We start from the raw sequence: 20,915 nt of genomic DNA, 5'->3' as shown, positions 1-20,915 counted from the left end.
TATGCATTCTTTTAAAACTATCTTATTGGTATTGGTGTGTAGTTTCAGTTTTCAAAAACTGTTTGCCTTACCGGGACCAAAGCCTGTTACTTACAAGGTTTATGAACAGGTGGTGCTTACGCATCTTTTAACACCCTCTGGCCCTATACCAACAGCGTTTGATCCCAATGGTGTGTATCCCTACCAGAGTTATTCTGAAACATCTAACAGGCCTGTGCCTAAAAGTTACAGGTTTGTGGAATTGGAAAATGAACATATGAAAGTAACTATCTGCCCTGACCTGGGTGGAAAGGTATTTTCCATGATCCAGAAGCCTTCAGGCAAAGAGGTGCTATATGTGCCGGATGTTATCAGGTATACAAGGATACTACCCAGGTTTTATTTTGTGGCGGGAGGTATTGAAGTAAGTTTTCCTATTTCTCATTCCCCTTCTCAGAACGAGAAAGTAAATTATAGGGTAGATAAAATTAACAACCGTACGTATGTTACCTGCGGTGAAAGGGAATTGCGCTTTGGTATGCAATGGTCAGTAGAGTATTCATTGGGACCCGATGATAAATACCTTACAGAAAGAGTGGTATTTCATAACCCTGGTAAGAATGCCTATCCATGGATGTCATGGTCTAATGCGGCCATGCCTTCTGCACCTGACACAAGATTTGATTTTCCAAAGGGAAGGGTCTTATCTCACGCATCACATATTGATACCATTGATTGGGTGAAACAGGGACCAAGAGTAGAAGGAGATATTAAGGAAATGACCGGTTACTTCTGGAAAACAAAGGATGTTAATGCTTTTGGTGCCTATACACCATCCTATGGAACCGGATTGTACCACATAGCGGATGATAAGATTGCTTCAGGAATAAAATTATGGAGCTATGGGGTGGGTAGTGACAGTGCCTGGTCCGTGTTAAGTACAGCCAAACACCAGACCTACCTTGAGATTCAGGGGGGACCAATAGGTGACCAGTCTATAAAGCTTCAAATGGAACCTGGCCAAACAAGATGGCATATAGAATATTGGATGCCAACGGATGCGCCAGCAAATATTTATCAACTCAAAGTTCCCCTGCAACAGTTAAGACCATTGAAAGAAATACCATTATTTGGATGGGCAAGGAATGAAGAAGTAAGCATTTGGAATGCTCTTCGTACAGCATATCAGCAAAGAACAGCCGTACCCTTGCCACCAGGTATCGATAAGAATCTATGGGCTCCTTCAGGCATGGAAGATTTGGGCAATGCCTTTACCTATGCCATAAATAAGAGCAAAGGAGAGAACAATGAACTGTGGAAATATTATTATGGAGCCTGGTTAGCAGGAAGAGGTGAAAAAGATGCTGCCATTCAACAATTAAACTTATCAAAGCAAGGTGTTGCCAAAGTGCTTTTAGCACGTTTGCTTAAAATCAACGGCGATTTAACGGGTGCGCAGAAGGCCTTTGAAAGCATACAGGAGAAATGGTTGCAAATACACCCTCAGGTGATAGTGGAAAGAGATAAATTATTAAGAGCCATAGGACAGCAAACCATTCCTGAAAGAGAAAAATGGTTATCTGCAGTAGCTGCCCTGAAAGATGAATGGGTTATTGAAAGAAGGATACAGTTACTGATAGATAAAGGCGAATATGCAACAGCAAAAGATTTATTGCTTTCTACCGAATTTCAGAAAGTACATCAAACTTATACACGTACCGGGCTTTGGTTGCAGCTGTGTAAAAAACTAAACCTGGATTGCGAAAATATTCCAACCCAACTGGGGGAGGACAGGCTGGCGACTTTTGGAGCTTACCGGGAATATGAATAATAAGTTTTGTATTTTGTTATATGAGGACTTTAGTATTCTTCTTTTCTTGCCTGTTATACTTCCAGGGTAGTGCAAAAGATAGTTTGATGGTGAGCTCACCTGATAAAAGGATTGAAGTAAACATACAACTATCTAATAAAATTGAGTATTCGGTTAAGTTTGAAGGAAAATATATACTTGAACCATCAGCAATAAATTTACTGTTGGCCAATAAAAAAGATCTTACCGGGGACCTGCAAATACGCAGGTCCTTTTTGCATGTTGTTAATGAGGTGATCATTTCACCAGTGCCAGAGAAAAGAAAAGAAATTCCTGATCATTATACTGAATTAAGAATAGATTTTAAGCTGCCTTACAGCTTACTATTCAGGGTTTATAATGATGGTGTAGCTTATAGGTGGGCAACATCGTTCAGAGATTCAATAACAGTAATCAATGAACTAGCAGAATTTGTATTTCCAGCAGGCAAAAAAGTAAGACTACCGCTTTTGTCACCAAGGGAAGGATCAGACAGGTACCATACTAGTTTTGAAGAACTCTACCAGCTTAAAGCCATTGACAGCCTTACGGATTCAGCTATGGCATACAACCCTGTTTTAACTGGTACAGGCAATGAGGTTAAGCTGGGGATTACAGAATCAGCTTTGGTTGATTACCCGGGAATGTTCATTAGTGGCACAGGTGGCAGGTCGCTAAAAGGTGTTTTTGCTCCTTATCCACTGGAAGAAAAGCTCAAATCAGGATTATACAGCCAGTATTTGGTTACTAAAAGGGCAGGGTATATTGCCAGGACACGCGGTGCCAGGGCGTTTCCCTGGAGAGTGCTGATCTTAGCCAGGAATGATAAGGATCTACCGGGCAATGACCTGGTTTACCGGCTGGGGTCTCCTACTTCTTTAAAAGATCTAACCTGGATACATCCGGGCAAGTGCACTGATGAATGGATCATTGGTATCAACCTGTTCAATATTCCTTTCAAAAGCGGTGTGAATACGGCCACTTATAAATACTATATTGACTTTGCCAAGAAGTTTGGATTGGATCGCATTATGATGGATGCAGGGTGGAGCAATAATAACGACTTGTTTGATATCAACCCTGATATCAATATGGATGCCTTATCGACCTATGCCAGGAACAGGGGCGTGAAAATAAGCATGTGGACACTTGCCGCTACACTTAATCGCCAACTGGATAGTGCCTTGAAACAGTTCAATAAATGGGGAGTTGATTTTATCATGACAGATTTTATGGACAGGGATGATCAGCTAATGGTGAATTTTTATCACCGCATTGCCAAAGCATGTGCCGACCACCATATAATGATCATGTATCATGGAGCTTTCGCTCCAAAGGGATTTAACCGTACCTGGCCAAATGCTATCACCAGGGAAGGCGTATTAGGATCGGAATATAATATCTGGAGCGACAAGCCTACCCCAGGTTATGATGTCACATTACCATTTACCAGGATGCTGGCTGGTTCGTTAGATTATGAGCCAGGTATATTGGATAATGCAACCCGCGAACAATTCAGGGCTATCAATCAAAAAGTAATGAGCCAGGGCACCCGTTGTCATCAAATGGCTATGTTTATTGTATACGACAGTCCTTTGCAGGTATTTTCCGGTAATCCCTCCCAGGGATTAATGGAACCTGAGTTCATGCAATTGCTGGGAAGTTTTCCCACTACCTGGGATGAAACAAATATATTGGAAGGAAGCATCGGTGAGTTTATTGTTACAGCAAGGAAAAATGGAAAGGATTGGTATATAGGTGGTATGACAAACTGGACCCCTAGAGAAATAGAACTTGCCACTGATAGGATCGATCCTGGTACGTATAATGCCGTGTTGTGCAGGGATGGTATTAATGCAGATAAGTATCCTTCAGATTATATCATTGAAAATTTTAAATGGCAAAAAGGCCAGCCTTTGAAAGTTTTCATGGCACCGGGTGGTGGATTTGTATTAAAATTGACCAGGATAGATAAACAGTAAATACAAGGCTTAAGAAGAATGCTCTATAACATTGAGGTTATAATGTAAGGCCGCTGCTCCAACTATACCACTGTTTTCTAAATCTGAAACTTCGATCTTTAAACTATTGGCGGTCTCTTTATAGGGGAATTCCATAATAGAGTTCCACATTGTTTTTTCGAAAAGCGTAAATGCTTTACTTACAGATCCGCCCAATATGATGAGTTCCACGTCCAAAGCAAACAATATGGTCTTGATAGCATTCCCAAGGTGTGTTCCGAATACGGCATATATATCAATGGCTTCGGTGACACCATTGAGGGCTCTCTGGAAAGCAACTTCACCTTCTATTCCGTAAACATTCCTGAAGAACTGTCCACTTGCGTAATATTCAATGCATTGGTCCATATATGGTATCATACCGAATTCACCTGCACCACAATGGCTACCTGTAAATAATTGTTTATTGAGTATTAATCCCGAACCAAGTCCCGTACCTATGGTAAGTCCGACCATAGAACCTGCGCCCCGGCCCTTGCCAAAATAATATTCGCCCAATGCAAAACAATTTGCATCATTGTTAATAAGAACAGGAAGGTGATATCGTTCTTCCATGATCTGCTGTAAGGCGATCTTTTTCCAGGAGGGAATATTCACCACATCAAAAACAGTTCCTGTCTTAAGGTCCACTAACCCTGGTACACCAATGCCTATTGCTGTTGTTGGAGGTGTAATAAGCGCGTCTGTAATGTCAAAAAGTTGTTGTAAAACTTCGTTAGCATCATGATGAGCAGTGAGCTTTTTTGAAAGAACACCTTCCAGAGCCGTATCTTCTATACGACCTCCGCGAATATTAGTACCTCCAAGGTCTAATCCAATGATTGAACCCTGCTTCATATGGCAGGTTTATTCAAAAGTTGAGCTGCTTCCTTATCAAGATAAATGGTCAAAGAAGGGTGCGATTGTAAAAGGCTTGCTGGTATTTTATCATTGGGTTCTTCTTCAATAATGCATTTAACAATATTTGCTTTGTGGGCACCACTTACCAGAAGAATAACATGCCTGGCTTCTAAAATATTACCCAGGCCTAGTGTAATACCCTGTGAAATGTCATGGGGTGAAGTAAAATACTTTTGACCTACACGCTGTGTTTCTTCATCTATTGCAGCCACATGAGAATGCTCCATTATGGATGCCCCCGGCTCATTCATGCCTACATGTCCATTTAATCCTAACCCAAGTATCACAACATCTATTCCATTGTGTTTTTTAATAAACTCCTCTGTGCGTCGGCATTCATCTAACAGGTTGGCACGGCCGTCAAAAAAACAGATGTTGTTTTCTGGAATCTGCAGGGGAGTAAAGAATTGTTTATTGATATGATACCTGCAGCTACCCTCGTCAGCACCATTCATTCCTCCCCATTCATCAAGCCCAACAAACTTCCATTGGTTTATATTTATGCTGCCATTCTTTTGCCTGGTCACCAATTCTGTAAATAATCCGGATGGTGTATCTCCTGAAGCAAGACAAACCAGCTTAGACGCTGAATGCTCCATTAGATTGATCAAGTCAGTAGCAGCCTTTTCAGACATAGCTTTATAGCTTTCATTGATGACGATATTCATTATAAATGTTGTTGTTTATTGTGCAGGAGCTGCCTCCAGCCAAAGATCAATAGGTTTTTTTACATTAGGTGAGAACGGTAATGCTATCTTTTTTCCCTGTGCTGCAGAAGCATAGGCAGCATAGATGATCTCCAGGACGGCCCTCCCGTCTTCTCCGGAAACCAGCGGTTCCTTATCATTTTCAACGCAGTCAATAAAGTGTTTTAATTCCTGCGGATAACCCTGGTTGAAAGCTTCTTCAAAAATTGTAAAGGTCCAGCCAACAGTGGTATCTGCTTTTTCCATGGCATACCCATAACCATTCTTGCTATAGGCGATTGCAGCATTACCCATAAATAAATCAGCATAGACAACACCACCAGTACCATATACTTCGCTGCGGTCGTCCATGCCTCCGTGTTTAGCCCAACTGTTTTCTACTACACCCGTTACGCCATTTTCAAATTCAATGATTACTACTGAATTATCTTCGGCTTTTGTACGTTGTTTATGATACACGGTAGACATGGTGGCATAAACAGTTTTTGCCTTTGCATTTTTTAGCATCCACCTGAACCATGCAATGCCATGGCATCCCATATCCATTAAAACACCCCCACCTGAAAGGTTGATATCATAAAACCAGTCAGAGTGTGGCCCGGAATGTTTTTCAGATTGCTTCAGCATATAAATATCTCCTATAGCTCCTTCATTTACCATTTGCCTGACCCTTTCATATTTGGGAGCAAAGCATAGTTCCTCGGCATACATTAATTTAACACCTGCTTTATTACAGGCGCTGATCATGGCATCAGCTTCCTCCAGTGTTACAGCGAGGGGTTTTTCAATAATAATGTGTTTACCTGCAGCCGCCGCCTTCAGTGTAGCCTCAGCATGTAAAAAATTGGGCAGGCATATATCTATCACATCAGCACCTGAAAGTTTTATTATGGCATCAAGGTCGTCAAACCATTGAGCTATATTGTGTTTTTGTGCAAACGATTGCGCCTTTTCAGCATTGCGTGTGTAAACCGCAACAACTTCAGCATTAGGAACAAAGCGATGGTAGCTTTCACAGTGAATTTCACTAATGAAACCTGCTCCCAGTATAGCAATTTTAATTGGAGGCATAATTAAAGATTGTGTGAGAAGATAAAATAAAGGCATTTCGTATTAATAGAAAAATCAGCACTTGCACAATCAAAAATGTTTACCTTCCAAAACCAATCCCAATCATTAAATATCCATCTTATGCCCGGTGATTCTTTATCTATAAATATCTCCTCAAAAGGCAACCAGCAAAATAGTTATGATGCCATAGTAATCGGTTCCGGAATCAGTGGGGGATGGGCTGCCAAGGAATTGTGTGACCATGGTTTAAAAACACTGGTTCTCGAAAGAGGTAGAAATGTTGAGCATAATAAAGATTATCCTACAGCCACAAAAGCTCCATGGGAATTTGTCCATCGCGGACGTATGACAAAGGAATTCTTACAGGAAAATCCATTGATCAGTAAGGCAGCAGGATTTGGAGAAGATACAGCACATTTCTTCATTAAGGATAAAGACCATCCCTATATACAGGAAAAACCTTTTGATTGGATCAGGGGTTACCAGGTAGGTGGGAAATCATTAACCTGGGGGAGGGCCTGCCAACGCTGGAGTGAAAATGAGTTTACTTCGGGTGCCCGTTTGGGCTATGGCATTGAATGGCCTATCAATTACCAGGAAATAGCGCCATGGTATTCTCATGTGGAGAAGTTCATCGGGGTATGTGGCACCAGGGATGGTATAGAAGCAATGCCAGATGGAGAGTTTATGCCTCCATTTGATTTCAATTGTGCTGAAGATAAAATACAAAAGTCTGTCAGTAGTAATTATAAAGACAGGCACCTGGTTCATGCACGCTGGGCACATCTTACAGCCCCTACGGAAGTACATTATAAACAGGGGAGGGCCAAGTGCCAGGCCAGGAATTTATGCATGAGAGGTTGTCCGTTCGGTGGATATTTCAGTTCGGTTTCTTCTACAATTCCGTGGGCAAAAGCCACAGGGAAATTAACGGTACGCCCGTTTTCTGTGGTGCATTCAATTATATACGATGAGAAAAAACAGAAAGCTGTTGGCGTTCGTATAATAGATAGCAATACAAAGGAATCAACGGACTTCTTTGCCAGGGTGATATTTGTGAACGCTTCTGCCTTGAACAGCAACCTTGTACTTTTGAATTCTACTTCAACAAGATTTCCTAATGGATTGGGTAACGATAGTGGTCTTTTAGGAAAGTTTGTAGCTCACCATAACTACCGGGCATCTGTAAATGGACAATTGGAGGGCATGGAGGATAAATATTTCTATGGTAAAAACCCCACGGAGCCCATTTTAGCTAATTACCGCAACCTGTATAAGCATGATATGGATTATGTAGGGGGCTTTACCACATTCATGGGGGCATACCGGGGGTCAGTAAACGAAGAAACATTGCCAGAGACCATTGGTGGTGCATATAAGGATGCCATGTCGGAACCGGGTGGGTGGGGTACCTATATGTACATGCAGGGTGAAACCATTCCTAAGGAAACAAATCATGTAAGACTGAGTAAGGATCAGAAAGACCAATGGGGAATTCCATTACTGGTAATGTCTGTGGATTACGATGACAATGATGAAAAGATGATCAAGGATTTTCTGCAACAAAGTGCAGAAATGCTGGAGAAGGCGGGTGTAAAGAATATCAATCAATATGATAACCACCAGGCTCCCGGCCTTGATATCCATGAAATGGGAGGTTGTCGCATGGGCAAAGACCCTAAGACATCTTTGTTAAACAAGCATAACCAGATGCATCATTGCCAGAATGTATTTGTAACAGACGGTGCCTGTATGACAAGTACAGGCAATCAAAGTCCTTCGTTATTATACATGGCCCTGACCGCAAGAGCAGCCAATTTTGCAGTGAGCGAAATGAAGAAAGGAAATCTATAAAATACATTCATTCATATGATTAAGAGAATTCTTTTACCAATGGCAGTTGCCTTCACCATGTTATCTGCCTGTAATTCTTCTGATACTGGCCGGAAAGATGCAAAATCAACCGCCATTACCCAGAAAGATGCTGAATGGGAATCGCTGTTTGATGGTGTTACCTCATCAGGATGGCATAGTTACGGAAAAGATAGCCTGGGAAAGGCCTGGAAAATGGAAGATAGTGCCCTGCATCTTGATGCATCAGTAAAAAGCGATTGGCAGACAAAGAATGGTGGAGATATTGTTACAGATAAAGAGTATGAGAACTTTCATTTAAAACTTGACTGGAAGATATCCAAAGGAGGCAATAGTGGTATCATGTTTTACGTGAAAGAGGATACTGCAAAATATAAATATCCATGGGAAACCGGTCCTGAAATGCAGGTGGTGGACAATGTAGGCCATCCTGATGGAAAGTCTCCGCTTACAAGTGCCGGATCCTTATACGACCTTATTCCTGTCAGTAAAAATTCCGTAAAGCCCGCAGGTGAATGGAATGCTGTAGAGATCATTGCAGATCATGGCAAACTGGATCTTTACCTTAATAATGAACATGTCATTTCAACCACTTTGTGGGATGATGCATGGAGGAAGTTAATAGCCGGGAGCAAGTTTGCAACCATGCCTGATTTCGGAACATTCAAAAAAGGACGTATTTCATTGCAGGACCACGGTGCAGACGTGTGGTTCAGGAATATTAAAATTAAAAGATTATAAGCATGATGCTAAGAAAGTTAAGATGGGTATCGCTATTACTATTCATATCCTTCCTGGTGATAACACCTAGCGCTTTTGCACAAAAGAAATCAATAGAGCAAAGAATTGATTCTGTAATGAAATTGATGACCCTTGAAGAGAAAGTTGGCCAGATGAACCAGTATTCAGGAGTTTGGGAACATACAGGACCTATAACTGAGGAAAATAATTTATTAGGACAGATACGGGAAGGAAAAGTGGGGTCTATGCTGAATATTAACGGTGTAGCACACACCAGGGAGTTGCAGGAACTGGCCATGAAAACCAGGTTGAAGATCCCTCTATTATTTGGACAGGATGTGATCCATGGTTACCGTACCACATTTCCTATCCCACTGGGGGAGGCAGCAAGCTGGGATATGACGGCAATAGAACTTTCAGCTCGTGTAGCAGCCACAGAAGCTGCTGCTGCCGGTATTCACTGGACATTTGCGCCTATGGTAGACATTGCAAGGGATCCAAGATGGGGCCGTGTGATGGAGGGGGCAGGTGAGGATCCTTACCTGGGTTCATTGATTGCCGCTGCAAGGGTTAAAGGATTCCAGGGTAAAGGATTGGGAAATCTTGATGCTGTAATGGCGTGTGCCAAACATTTTGCAGCTTATGGTGCAGCTGTTGGTGGCCGCGATTATAACTCAGTTGATATGAGTGACAGGATGTTGTGGGAAGTGTACCTTCCACCATTTAAGGCGGCTGCAGAAGCAGGAGCTGCTACATTTATGAATTCCTTTAATGACCTCAATGGAATTCCAGCCTCCGCGAGTAAAATGCTTCAAAGAGACATACTAAAAGGTAAATGGAAGTTCCAGGGATTTATAGTAAGTGATTGGGGATCTATCGGTGAAATGATACCTCATGGTTTTGTGAAAGACAATTACGAGGCAGCATGGAAAGCCTCATTGGCAGGTAGTGACATGGACATGGAAAGCCGCAGCTACATTAATAACCTGCCAAGACTTGTTAAGGAAGGAAAAGTTCCGCTCTCTGTGGTAAATGATGCAGTTAGAAGAATATTAAGAAAAAAGTTTGAATTGGGTTTATTTGAGGATCCGTTCAGGTATAGCAATGCTGAAAGAGAAAAGCAGAATATGAATGACCCTGCTCACACTGCAGCTGCCCGGGACATGGCAAAGAAGAGTATTGTATTGCTAAAGAATGAAGGTGGTTTGCTGCCCTTAAAGAAAGATACCAGGACCATCGCTGTAATTGGTCCTATTGGCCAAAGCGTGCGTGAAAACCTTGGATTCTGGTCTATTGAATTTCCTGATTCCAATTATATTGTTTCTCAATGGCAGGGTATCCAAAATAAACTGGGTTCTTCTGCCAGATTGCTATATGCCCGGGGGTGTGGAATTGAAGATACCAGCCGTGCTGGATTTGCAGAAGCTGTAGCCACGGCACAACAGGCAGATGTGGTAATCATGAGTATTGGGGAAAAAAGAGATATGAGTGGTGAAGCTAAAAGCCGTTCAAATATTCATTTGCCTGGTGTACAGGAAGAATTGGTTAAAGCCATCCAGGGCACCGGAAAACCTGTGGTGGTCCTGATCAATGCCGGTAGACCCCTGGTATTTAACTGGACAGCAGAACATGTGCCTGCCATTCTCTATACCTGGTGGTTGGGAAGTGAAGCAGGTAATGCCATTGCTGATGTTCTTTTTGGAGATTACAATCCTTCTGCAAAACTACCTATCAGTTTTCCAAGAACTGAAGGCCAGATACCCATTTATTATAGTCATTTCAATACAGGCCGGCCTGCACTAAATGATAGTGACAGGTTCTATCGATCAGCTTATACCGATCTTTCCATTTATCCTCAATATGAGTTTGGATATGGACTAAGCTATACCAGTTTCAGCTATTCAGCTCTAAAGCTAAGTTCCAATAAAATGAAGAGTACGGGTAAAATAACAGTGAATTGCACCATTACCAATTCAGGGAAGTTGGCTGGTGAAGAAGTGGTACAGTTATACATTAGAGATAAAGTGGCACAACCGGTAAGACCAGTTAAGGAATTAAAGGATTTTAAAAAGATATTATTGCAACCAGGAGAAAGTAAGGTAGTACAATTCGTTATAGATAAGGAGAAGCTTTCTTTTTACAATGAAAAACTGCAATGGATCACACAACCTGGTCAATTTGATCTGATGATCGGTTCTTCATCTAATGATATTCGGTTGAAGGATATATTTGAATTAATACCTTGATAAAACTTACAAGTATTTCATTTTAAAACCCTGTGATGTCCAGGGTTTTTTTATTACTGTTATTAAAGGATCAAGACCAGGGTGCCTGAGATAATAAGTAATGCACCAACTCCGGTTTTCCAGGTCAATGCTTCACCCAGGAAAAGAATGGATAGGATAATAGCCAGTGCTACGCTTAATTTGTCAACGGGTGCAACCTGGGACACCTTTCCTAACTGTAAGGCTTTAAAATAAAATATCCAGGAGAGACCCGTGGCAATTCCTGATAAACACAGAAATAAGATGTTTTGCCTTGACAGGGTTTGAATGGTGGCTACACCACCCCTTGCAAAAGCAATTGCCCACGCAATGACCAGGATGACAACGGTTCTAATAGCTGTAGCCAGGTCTGTATCAACTCCTTTTATACCCACTTTCGCAAATATGGCTGTCAGGGCTGCAAAGAAGGCAGAAAATAAAGCGTATATCCACCACATGATCTTAGGTTAAAAGAATTTATACAATTAATGAATGTTATATGATTAGGCAGGGATATTTTCATTTGCTTTTTTCCCATATTTCTTCAGCAGCCATAATGAGGCACCCAGCCAGACAATACATAAACAAAGGCCTGCTATGACATCACTGGCATAATGAACATGCAGGTACACCCTGCTAAATGCAATGGCGCAGGCAAATAGAAAAAAGAAAATGGTAAAGATCCATCGCACAATAGGGTTCATATTATGGTTCCAGAGAATAAAAATGAGAAGCCCAAAAAAAGTAAAGGAAGAAAATGAATGGCCGCTGGGGAAACTGAATCCATTGACATTTTGAACAAGGGGGTCAAGTGGTCGATGCCGGTGAAATATAGCTTTTAAGGAGAATAAAATGATACCGCTTGTAATGCCTATGGAGGCCACATCCAATGATAATTTCCTGTTCTTTTTAAAGACAAGAAAGTACAGTATTAAAAAAATATAGGCTGGCAAAAGGAAATATGAGGAGCCGAAAAAAGTAATAAAGGTCATCCAATAGGTAGTAGAAGGATTGGTAATGGACTTTAAATCAGTAAATGCAATATGGTCCAGGTGGTTCTCATTCTCCAGTACCATTTCATTGGCAATAAAAATGAAAATGAATAATGCTGCAAGAAATATTCCTGCTACAATGAGAAACCTTACGGATAATCCTTTTGCTTTTTGGGTAACAGCTGATGTTGAACTGTTCATATTAAAACTTGTAAACCAATCCTGGCATAATATGGCCGAAATTGTATTGCAGGTTCACTGAAAGGGACTTTTGCTGTTTGGGTGCTTTCAATTCAGCATACCGGTGGTAATTATTCACTACCTGTCTTCCTGTAAGATAACCTAAAGCAGCACCTACTACCACATCGGTTGTCCAGTGTTTGTTCTCCGTGATTCGACTAAGTCCAATTAAACTGGCTGCACTATATGCAAATATGGGGATCCAGGGACGGTTTTTATATTCCATGGCAAATACAGTGGCGGCAGCAAAAGCCACAGTTGTATGACCTGAAGGAAAAGAACTTGTGGTTTTACCTCCGCCATAATTTGTACTGACCTTGGAAAATGGCCCTTTAAAAGTTGGTTGGGCTATTGTGTTTGGATCATAAGATGAGGGCCTTGTACGGCCTGACAAGAGCTTCATAACACTTTGAACGGCTGCACCTGTAATATAGGCTTGAGATGCCAGTAGGGTTGTATTTTTCATTTTTTCATTCTTAAATATGAACCCATAAGCACCAAAGGCAGAAAGCGTGTACAATTCATATAATCCTCCAAAATTCGTTATGTATTTACTGGTATTTTGTAATCCAGGGTGGTCATTTCTAAATCGTAAGGCAAATTGCTGAACAGGTTTATCGGCAAACAACAACCCGCCGGTTACAACAGCGGCTGCCCCCAGGTATTTCCAATCCCGGGCCTTCATGTGGAACGGTTTGGTGAATGCCTGCTTTACGTCACTTCCAAGTAATATAAAATATGTTTTAGGCGTCAGTTGGGTCTTTTGTGTATAAGCTGCAGGGTTAGTAACATTCTTTTGCCCTCCTGCCGAATCAGTTTTGTTACTTAGGCTGTCAAGCTTTTTAGCCAATGTATCCGTTTTTTGTGCATAGCTGGTAATGGTCATTAAACTAAGAACAATGGAAAGAATCCCAATCCTGGTTTTCATGGTATAACTGTTTAACTGTTGATCTTTAATTCAAAAATTCCTTTAATGATGATATCCTTGTAGTAGAGTATAGCAAAAAAGTATGCCTGAAATTAAACACCATTAAGGCCTGTAAGTCAGGTTATAATAATCGATTCTTTACAATGGAATTTATCAATTGGGGAAAAACTGCTTCAAATTGCCGGCTTTAGTTTGAATTCAATTATAGGTAATTACTTAAATTATAATTCTTTACCAAGCGAATGATTGATAAGGACTTGCTTAATTCATAACATATACTAAATGAATGTTCTCACCCCAGATGAGGTATATTCATGCCTGAACTCTTTTGGCGTGCAATCCTTTTTCTTTTTAAATGTCCTGTTGAAATTGGACATATTATTAAATCCACATTTGTAGGCAACTTCATTTATGCTTTGCGTTGTTTCTATAAGCATGCGGGATGCATGACCCAGTCTCACTTCGTTTAAAGTATCTACAAAAGTTTTTCCCGTCCTAAGTTTAAAAAATCGGCTGAACGCCACCTCAGACATGGCTACAAGCTTTGCAGCTTCGCTAAGAGATACATTTTTTTCAAAATTCTTATTCAGGTAATCCATAACGGTAGTAACCCTGCGGCTGTTATAGGAAATTGTTTCAGCATTACTAAAAGAAGAATCTGAAAGAGTCTTCATATTCCTGGAAGTGGAAAGGTCGTGCAGAATAGACAGCAATTCCAAAACAGAATCAAATCCCCTTTTTTGAGGAAGTTCTTTGAGGCGGGGCATAATTGCGGTTATAGTTTCCTGTGAAAATAAGATCCCCCTTAGTGAATGTTCGAACATGATCCTCACAAAGCTCATTTGGTTACGCTGCAGAAATTTCTCATCTATCAGGTCGCGATGAAATTGAATTGTAATCTCCTTGACTTCCTTTCCCTGTAATTTGTTTGTAAACCATCCATGCTGCAGGTTTGGCCCTACGAGCACAAGTTCCAGGTCATCGATCTCTTCCATATGATCGCCTATAACTCTTTTTGCACCCTTAGCATTCTGGATAAAGTTCAATTCAAACTCTTCATGATAATGAAGGGGAAAGTCGAACTCCTGTTTTATTCTCGAAAAAACAGTAAAGCAGTCACTTTGGGTTAAAGGGGTTATCTCCCTTAAAAGCTTTGATTTCATGTTGTCATAGTTCAAATTGCATTACAAAGGTTAAAAAAAATATTATTCAATATTAATAAAGTATCACAATACAATTAATGCTGAGAATCTTCTGAAACATAGGTCAGGTAAGTATTTCATGAATTTCAGTTTTATAAAAAGGTATAAGCTTAAGAAAAAATATATTTAATAGCTAAAATAGTATTAAGGTTGAGGTTAAATTAGAAATACTTTTGGACAAACACTTGCTATATGAGGAAATACAAATTCTTCCGGGCGGTAGTACTTCTTTTTTGTACGCTGTCATTTTCAATCTTATTTGCACAAAACAAACAAGTCTCAGGTACAGTTTCCGATGAAAATGGACTTCCGTTAACCGGAGCAACTGTTACAGTAAAAGGCACACGTATGGCCACGACTACAGGGGCAAAGGGCCAATACACTATCAGTGTTCCTGATGCAGGGAACATATTGGTGATCTCCTACATAGGAATGGAACAAAAAGAGGTGCCGATCCAGGGTAGAGGCCTGGTGGATGTAAATTTAAAAGCCAACAGCACATCGTTGGGAGAAGTCGTAGTGATAGGTTATGGTACAGCCCGCCGTTCTAACGTAACTACTTCCATTTCTTCCGTAAATGAAAAAGACATTAAAAACTTGCCCGTTGCAGGTGCAGACCAGGCTATACAAGGTAAGGTTGCAGGAGTTACCGTGACTAACAACGGTGGTCAGCCAGGTGGAGGGGTATCAGTGCGTATTCGTGGTATCACTAATGCTACCGGAAGTAATGAACCTTTATATGTAATTGACGGCGTTCAGATGGGTGGTGAAAATAATTCACTCCAACAAAATGCATTAGGGGGTGGGTCAGGTTCTACCACGCAAAGTGCCCTTGCCATGATCAATCCATCGGATATAGCCTCAATAGACATTCTTAAAGATGCATCCGCACAAGCTATTTATGGTTCCAAGGGAGCAAATGGTGTGATCCTTATTACTACGAAAAGAGGACGTGGAGGTGAAGGAAAAATAGCTTATGACACTTATTTTGGATGGCAACAGATACCTAAGAAACTGGATGTAATGAACCTGAGCCAGTATGCTACTTATCTTAATTCATTAGTAGGAGAGGTAAGAGCAGCAGGAAGCGGAATGGATAGTGTAGGAGAATTTAAGAATCCTTCTGTGTTAGGACCTGGTACAGACTGGCAGGATGAGATTTATCAAACTGGTTTGATGCAGAATCACCAGTTATCTTTTTCCGGTGGACAAGGTAAAACCAATTATTATTTCTCAGGCAATTATTTCGACCAGGTTGGTACCCTTGTAGAAACAAAATTCAAAAGGTATAACCTTAAATTCAACCTGGACCACCAGATAAAAAGCTGGTTTAAAACCGGTATCAGTGCCAACCTATCCCGCAGTAATCAAAAGATTGGTCTTTCAGATGGTTTTGATGCGGTAACCAGTGTGGTTCTTTATAATAGTCCAGCAACCCCGGTAAAAGATATTTATGGTAATTACATTTCCACCATAAATGTAGCAGGAAACCAATTCGGTAATCCTAACAATCCTGTGGCCCTCGCCCGCTTAAGAGATGTAAGGGCAGTAAGTACCAGGGCATTTGGCGCATTATATGGTGAGATCGGATTTTTTAAAGGGTTGACGTTACGTAACGAATTCAACTTCAACTTTAACCTGGGGGATAATAAAGCATTCCAGCCTTTTATTCAAAATGACAGTACAAAGGCTATTATATTAAGTCCAAGCCGTTTAAGGGAAGAAAGGAATAACAGCCTTTACTGGGCGGTCAATAACTATTTCAATTATAGTGGTGGATTTGGAAAACATTGGTTCAATGCCACAGTTGGTCATGAGGCCCAATCATCTCATTACGACTATGTGCAATTGACAAGGGATAACCTGACATTGAACCTGCCTTCTATTAATGCGGGCCAGGCAGGATCAGATAATGGTGAAGGAACTGCTGCAGGTGCGGGAGACTGGAGAATGGAGTCATATTTCGGTCGCGTTAATTATTCCTTTGACAACCGCTATGCTTTAAGTGCATCTATCAGGGCGGATGGATCAAGCACCTTCGGGCCCGGAAAACGATGGGGCTATTTTCCTGCAGCTTCTGCATCATGGACCATTACAAATGAATCTTTTGCTAAAAGCATTAAAAATCTCAGTTACCTGAAGTTGCGGTTAGGTGTTGGTGAAGTAGGTGCTCAAAATGCCAATGGTGCAAACTTGTATAGTTCAAATATTGTATTATATGGACAAGCGCCATTTGGACCTGGCGGTCTGCCACGCAATGTGGAAAATCCAAACCTTGCCTGGTCCCGTACCATCACTTATAACGCAGGAATAGACGCTTCCATACTCAATAAAAGACTGGATATTTCAGTAGACTATTTTAAAAAGATTTCTTCCGATTTTATACTGCCAAACCAGTTAGGTAATTATTCTGGATTGGGTACAGAATGGAATGATATCCAGACGCCTGTTACAAATGCAGGTCAAATGACCAATAAGGGAATTGATGTTTCACTCACCAGTTATAATATCCAGGGACAAGATCTAAGCTGGAAAACCACTGCAACTTTTAGCCATTATAAAAATAACCTGGACAGGCTAAATGACGATAAGGCAACATTAAAAGGTGAAGTGAATGAATATGGAGCTATCAATCTTGTAACCCTGACACAACCTGGAAGAGCCATGGGAACTTTCTATGGATATGTGACAGATGGTTTGTTCAGATCGCCCGACGAATTGAACAATGGCATCAACTATGGCTTACCGGTAGATCCCAGGAAATTGTGGCTGGGTGATGTACGTTTCAAAGACCTGAATGGGGACAAGATCATAGATGATAAAGATGTTACAGTTATCGGTGATCCCAATCCAAAGTTCACTTATGGTATGACCAATACAGTGAATTTTAAAAATTTCGACTTCTCAGTATTTGTTTACGGTAGTTATGGTGCAGATATTTTTAACTATACAAGAATGTATACTGAAAGATTGAGCAGCCCATACAATAATCAGCTGGTTACCGTATTGGATAGATACACCCCTGCAAATCCTAATGGAACATTACCAAGATTTAACCAATGGCATGGCAATAACTACAGGATATCAGACAGGTTTATAGAGGATGGTTCCTTCTTTAGAATTCAAAATGTTTCCCTGGGTTATAATCTACCAAAAACGCTGATCAGCAAGGCGAAGTTGACCAATGCAAGAATATATGTTTCTGTTCAGAACCTGAAAACGTTTACTGGCTATTCAGGTTATGATCCGGAATTAGGGGCCTATAATAACCAGGCAACATTTGTAAACGTAGATATGGGTCACTATCCTAATCCACGTACCTATACTGTTGGTGCCAATATTGAATTTTGATCACTGCAAAAACTAGACAATGAAACTCAGAAATATATTATTGATCTGTGCAACACTAACTGCGGGCGTTTCATGTAAGAAGAACTTTTTAGATACACCTTCTCAAACAACCCCCACTGTTGATAATTATTATACGAATGCCTCCCAGGTAAACGGTGCTACCGGTCTGTTGTACAACGCTGTTTGGACAGATTGGTTTGACAAAGCCTTTATTTCGATAGGTGATGTATTAGGCGGGACGGTAACAGGCGTGGCAGGAAATGACCAATACAACTCATTCTACAATTTCAATATTCAAAGTACAGATGGCCTGATAGCACAAACATGGAAGTCATGTTATAAAGCTGCTGGAAATGCTGCAGTATTGATACAGGCTTTTGAAAAAAAGAAAACCCAGTTAGGCGATCAGCCATTTCTAACCCTGGGTATTGCTGAAGCTAAGTTCATACGTGGGTTTGCCTATTTCTATATAGGTCGCACTTTTGGGGATGCACCCATTGTAGATAATCCATTAAAACTTACAGAACCTGGTGGAGCATTGGTGCCCAAATACTTTCAAAAGGATGTATTGCGATTTGCTATTGAAGATCTGAAATTTGCTGAAGCCAACCTGCCTGAAGAATCTTACCAGCCAGGAAGAGTTACCCGTTATTCTGCCAAGGGCCTGATGGCTAAGATCTATTTATATATGAAGGATTACGACAATGCCAAAGCCAAGGCAAAGGAAGTGATAGATTATGCCAACGCAAAAGGTACTATTGGTTTAGATCCTGATTATGGTAAGTTATTTACAAGCAGTACCAGGGCCATAGGCAATAAAGAATCTCTGTTTGCATTGCAGTGGCTTACTGCCATGGGATGGAACGGAGGAAATCGTTTCCAGTTATATGTAGGACCACAACCCCTTCTCAAACCTGCACCAACTTTTGGTAATGGATATTCAGCTGCTGTGCCTTCTATTGATATGCTTAATCCTGCAACAGGTTATGCACCTGGTGATAAAAGAAGAGACTGGTCGGTAATGGAACAAGGATTTCACAGGGCAGATTGGATAAATGTAAATTTTCCTAATGGATTTACTTATGATACCACCGGGAACACAGATGATTTCCATATTAAAACCGGAACCAGGTCTAGTATCCTGAAATATGTTGTAGGACCCAATAGGGCAGAAGAACCTGTGAATTCAAGTTCGCATAGCAGTATGCCAACATTCATCCTTCGCTATGCAGATGTATTGTTGATCTACGCCGAATCTGTGATGGGTAGTAGTTCTTCTACCAGTGACGCGGCTGCAGTAGCTGCATATAATGCAGTTCATACCCGTGCAGGTTTGGATCCGGTTTCATCTATAACCAGGGATGATATTTTACATGAACGTAAAGTGGAATTTGCTTTTGAAGGAGATTACTGGTTCGATATTCAACGCCAGGGTTTTGAAAAAGCCAAACAAATGATAGAAGCCCAGGAGAGAGGAACTTATAGTGGTAATAAAGAACTGGCAAGTTTCAGGGCCACATTAACCTCTCCTGACCAACTGTTCCTGCCTATACCTCAGGCCGAAACAGTCATCAATCCTAAATTATTAAAATCAGAACCTGCGGTAGCATATTATTAATCTGGAATGTCGAACCATTCAAAAAAAAGATTATGAAAAAAATATCAATCTTATTGCTCTTTATAACAATTCTTTCTTCAGGAACCTTTACTTCCTGTACAAAGGAAAAAAATAACACACCTGAAGCTTCTTCAAGCCCTAAAGCAGATGCTATCGATCCAGGGGAAGGACCCGGCAATGCAGTCCTTACTGTAACCGGTAGTGGCCTTGGTCAAATCACCCGAATTGTATTTGATAAAGGAAACGTACCAGTTACTTTCAATCCCAACTTCAATACGGACAAAGCAATTGTGTTCCGTGTTCCAGATACTGCCAATGGTGGGCCTCAGCATATAGTTTTTACCAATAGCATTGGGAAAGAGTTTTCTATCCCCTTCAGTGTAATAGCACTGGCAACCATTTCTGATGTATCCAACTATAACTTTACACAAGGCACTGAGATCACAATCACAGGAAACAACCTTGGTGATGTAAGCAAGGTGGTATTAAGTGGAACTAATACAGAAGCAACTATTGTTTCCAAATCGAAGAAATCCCTGGTTATATCAATGCCTGCTGCAACCGTGAACAGTGCAAAGCTTGATATAACGAATGCTTCGGGTACCATTACTACTTCACAGGAATTTGTAAATATGGATAATGCATATGCCATTTTTACGGAAGGATATATGAATGGGTTTGACAATGGTTCATGGGGGCCTGCAGGTATCGCTACCGATGTATCTAAATCAGGATCGAAATCATTTAAAGCTACCTATGCCAAAGGCAACTGGTGGGCGAACGGATTGGCAAATTGGTGGCCTGGAATGAGTTATTCCCCGGAATATAAATACCTGTCATTTTGGGTCAAGGGCGGTTCTCAAACCTACACACTTTATATAACAGGTGATTCACGTGCCGGTGGGTACGGCAACTCTGACCAATCAGCACCTATCACGGTTCCTGCTAATGTATGGACCTATTTCAAGATACCTCTTTCTTCTCTCGATCTTTGGAGCAAGGGCCCTGTGTTGAAACAATTAGGCTGGTGGATCAAAGGACCAGACCCGCAGGATGAAACTTTTTACTTCGATGATGTTATACTTATTAAATAGTTCTTTTTCATAAGCAGTGTTCAGTTGCTGGTTCATTACAATGTTAATTGTAAATGAACCAGTTTTTTTTAATCCATTTCTTTTCA

General features: G+C 40.9%; 15 protein-coding genes. 8 read left to right on the top strand and 7 right to left on the bottom strand.

What is annotated here, in order from left to right; genetic code table 11:
• The first annotated feature begins 1 nt into the window (after position 1).
• A complete protein-coding gene (locus BUA53_RS00685; RefSeq protein ID WP_084079735.1) occupies positions 2 to 1,810 on the top strand; it encodes a DUF5107 domain-containing protein in 1,809 nt (602 codons plus the stop codon).
• A 20-nt stretch (positions 1,811 to 1,830) separates the two neighbouring features.
• Positions 1,831 to 3,810, top strand: coding sequence for a glycoside hydrolase family 97 protein (locus BUA53_RS00680; RefSeq protein ID WP_072833311.1), 1,980 nt, complete (start codon positions 1,831 to 1,833; stop codon positions 3,808 to 3,810).
• Between the two features lie 9 nt (positions 3,811 to 3,819).
• Here BUA53_RS00680 and BUA53_RS00675 read toward each other — a convergent pair whose 3' ends face one another.
• From BUA53_RS00675 to BUA53_RS00665, 3 genes are read right to left on the bottom strand one after another with little or no spacing between them, the layout of a single operon-like run.
• On the bottom strand, positions 3,820 to 4,686 hold the full coding sequence (locus tag BUA53_RS00675) for an ROK family protein (RefSeq protein WP_072833310.1): 867 nt from the start codon (positions 4,684 to 4,686) through the stop codon (positions 3,820 to 3,822).
• On the bottom strand, positions 4,683 to 5,417 hold the full coding sequence (locus BUA53_RS00670) for a glucosamine-6-phosphate deaminase (protein ID WP_072833309.1): 735 nt from the start codon (positions 5,415 to 5,417) through the stop codon (positions 4,683 to 4,685). The genes BUA53_RS00675 and BUA53_RS00670 overlap by 4 nt, the downstream gene beginning before the upstream one ends.
• Positions 5,418 to 5,432: 15 nt before the next feature.
• On the bottom strand, positions 5,433 to 6,527 hold the full coding sequence (locus BUA53_RS00665; RefSeq protein WP_072833308.1) for a Gfo/Idh/MocA family protein: 1,095 nt from the start codon (positions 6,525 to 6,527) through the stop codon (positions 5,433 to 5,435).
• Between the two features lie 120 nt (positions 6,528 to 6,647).
• On the opposite strand from BUA53_RS00665, the gene BUA53_RS00660 reads away from it, so the two are divergent.
• The 3 genes from BUA53_RS00660 to BUA53_RS00650 are packed head-to-tail and all read left to right on the top strand — an operon-like array spanning position 6,648 to position 11,386.
• Positions 6,648 to 8,381, top strand: a complete 1,734-nt coding sequence (locus BUA53_RS00660; protein WP_072833598.1) for a GMC oxidoreductase — start codon at positions 6,648 to 6,650, stop codon at positions 8,379 to 8,381.
• Between the two features lie 15 nt (positions 8,382 to 8,396).
• Positions 8,397 to 9,140, top strand: coding sequence for a 3-keto-disaccharide hydrolase (locus BUA53_RS00655; RefSeq protein ID WP_084079734.1), 744 nt, complete (start codon positions 8,397 to 8,399; stop codon positions 9,138 to 9,140).
• A 2-nt stretch (positions 9,141 to 9,142) separates the two neighbouring features.
• The gene (locus tag BUA53_RS00650; protein WP_072833307.1) at positions 9,143 to 11,386 is read left to right on the top strand and encodes a glycoside hydrolase family 3 N-terminal domain-containing protein; all 2,244 of its coding nucleotides are present in this window, start codon (positions 9,143 to 9,145) and stop codon (positions 11,384 to 11,386) included.
• 62 nt (positions 11,387 to 11,448) lie between these two features.
• Here the strand turns inward: BUA53_RS00650 and BUA53_RS00645 are convergent, their stop codons facing one another.
• The 4 genes from BUA53_RS00645 to BUA53_RS00630 all read right to left on the bottom strand — a co-directional run bounded on the left by BUA53_RS00645 (position 11,449) and on the right by BUA53_RS00630 (position 14,727).
• Positions 11,449 to 11,862 carry an EamA family transporter gene (locus tag BUA53_RS00645; RefSeq protein WP_072833306.1) on the bottom strand — a complete coding sequence of 138 codons (414 nt, stop codon included), beginning with the start codon at positions 11,860 to 11,862 and terminating at the stop codon, positions 11,449 to 11,451.
• Positions 11,863 to 11,907: 45 nt separating this feature from the next.
• Positions 11,908 to 12,597, bottom strand: a complete 690-nt coding sequence (locus tag BUA53_RS00640) for a phosphatase PAP2 family protein (protein ID WP_072833305.1) — start codon at positions 12,595 to 12,597, stop codon at positions 11,908 to 11,910.
• 1 nt (position 12,598) lies between these two features.
• Positions 12,599 to 13,564: a phosphatase PAP2 family protein gene (locus tag BUA53_RS00635; RefSeq protein WP_072833304.1), complete on the bottom strand. Its 966-nt coding sequence runs from the start codon at positions 13,562 to 13,564 to the stop codon at positions 12,599 to 12,601.
• A gap of 278 nt (positions 13,565 to 13,842) precedes the next feature.
• Positions 13,843 to 14,727, bottom strand: coding sequence for an AraC family transcriptional regulator (locus BUA53_RS00630; protein WP_072833303.1), 885 nt, complete (start codon positions 14,725 to 14,727; stop codon positions 13,843 to 13,845).
• A gap of 231 nt (positions 14,728 to 14,958) precedes the next feature.
• Here BUA53_RS00630 and BUA53_RS00625 point away from each other — a divergent pair, with 231 nt between their 5' ends.
• The 3 genes from BUA53_RS00625 to BUA53_RS00615 are packed head-to-tail and all read left to right on the top strand — an operon-like array spanning position 14,959 to position 20,829.
• Complete coding sequence (locus tag BUA53_RS00625; RefSeq protein WP_072833302.1) at positions 14,959 to 18,117, top strand: SusC/RagA family TonB-linked outer membrane protein; 3,159 nt, start codon at positions 14,959 to 14,961, stop codon at positions 18,115 to 18,117.
• 19 nt (positions 18,118 to 18,136) lie between these two features.
• On the top strand, positions 18,137 to 19,735 hold the full coding sequence (locus BUA53_RS00620; RefSeq protein ID WP_072833301.1) for a RagB/SusD family nutrient uptake outer membrane protein: 1,599 nt from the start codon (positions 18,137 to 18,139) through the stop codon (positions 19,733 to 19,735).
• A gap of 32 nt (positions 19,736 to 19,767) precedes the next feature.
• Positions 19,768 to 20,829 carry an IPT/TIG domain-containing protein gene (locus BUA53_RS00615; protein WP_072833300.1) on the top strand — a complete coding sequence of 354 codons (1,062 nt, stop codon included), beginning with the start codon at positions 19,768 to 19,770 and terminating at the stop codon, positions 20,827 to 20,829.
• Positions 20,830 to 20,915: the final 86 nt, after the last annotated feature.

Source organism: Flavisolibacter ginsengisoli DSM 18119 (genome assembly GCF_900129295.1).
Taxonomy (GTDB): domain Bacteria; phylum Bacteroidota; class Bacteroidia; order Chitinophagales; family Chitinophagaceae; genus Flavisolibacter; species Flavisolibacter ginsengisoli.
Note: the sequence above shows the minus strand (reverse complement) of the source record. Positions and strands in the feature narration are given on the sequence as shown.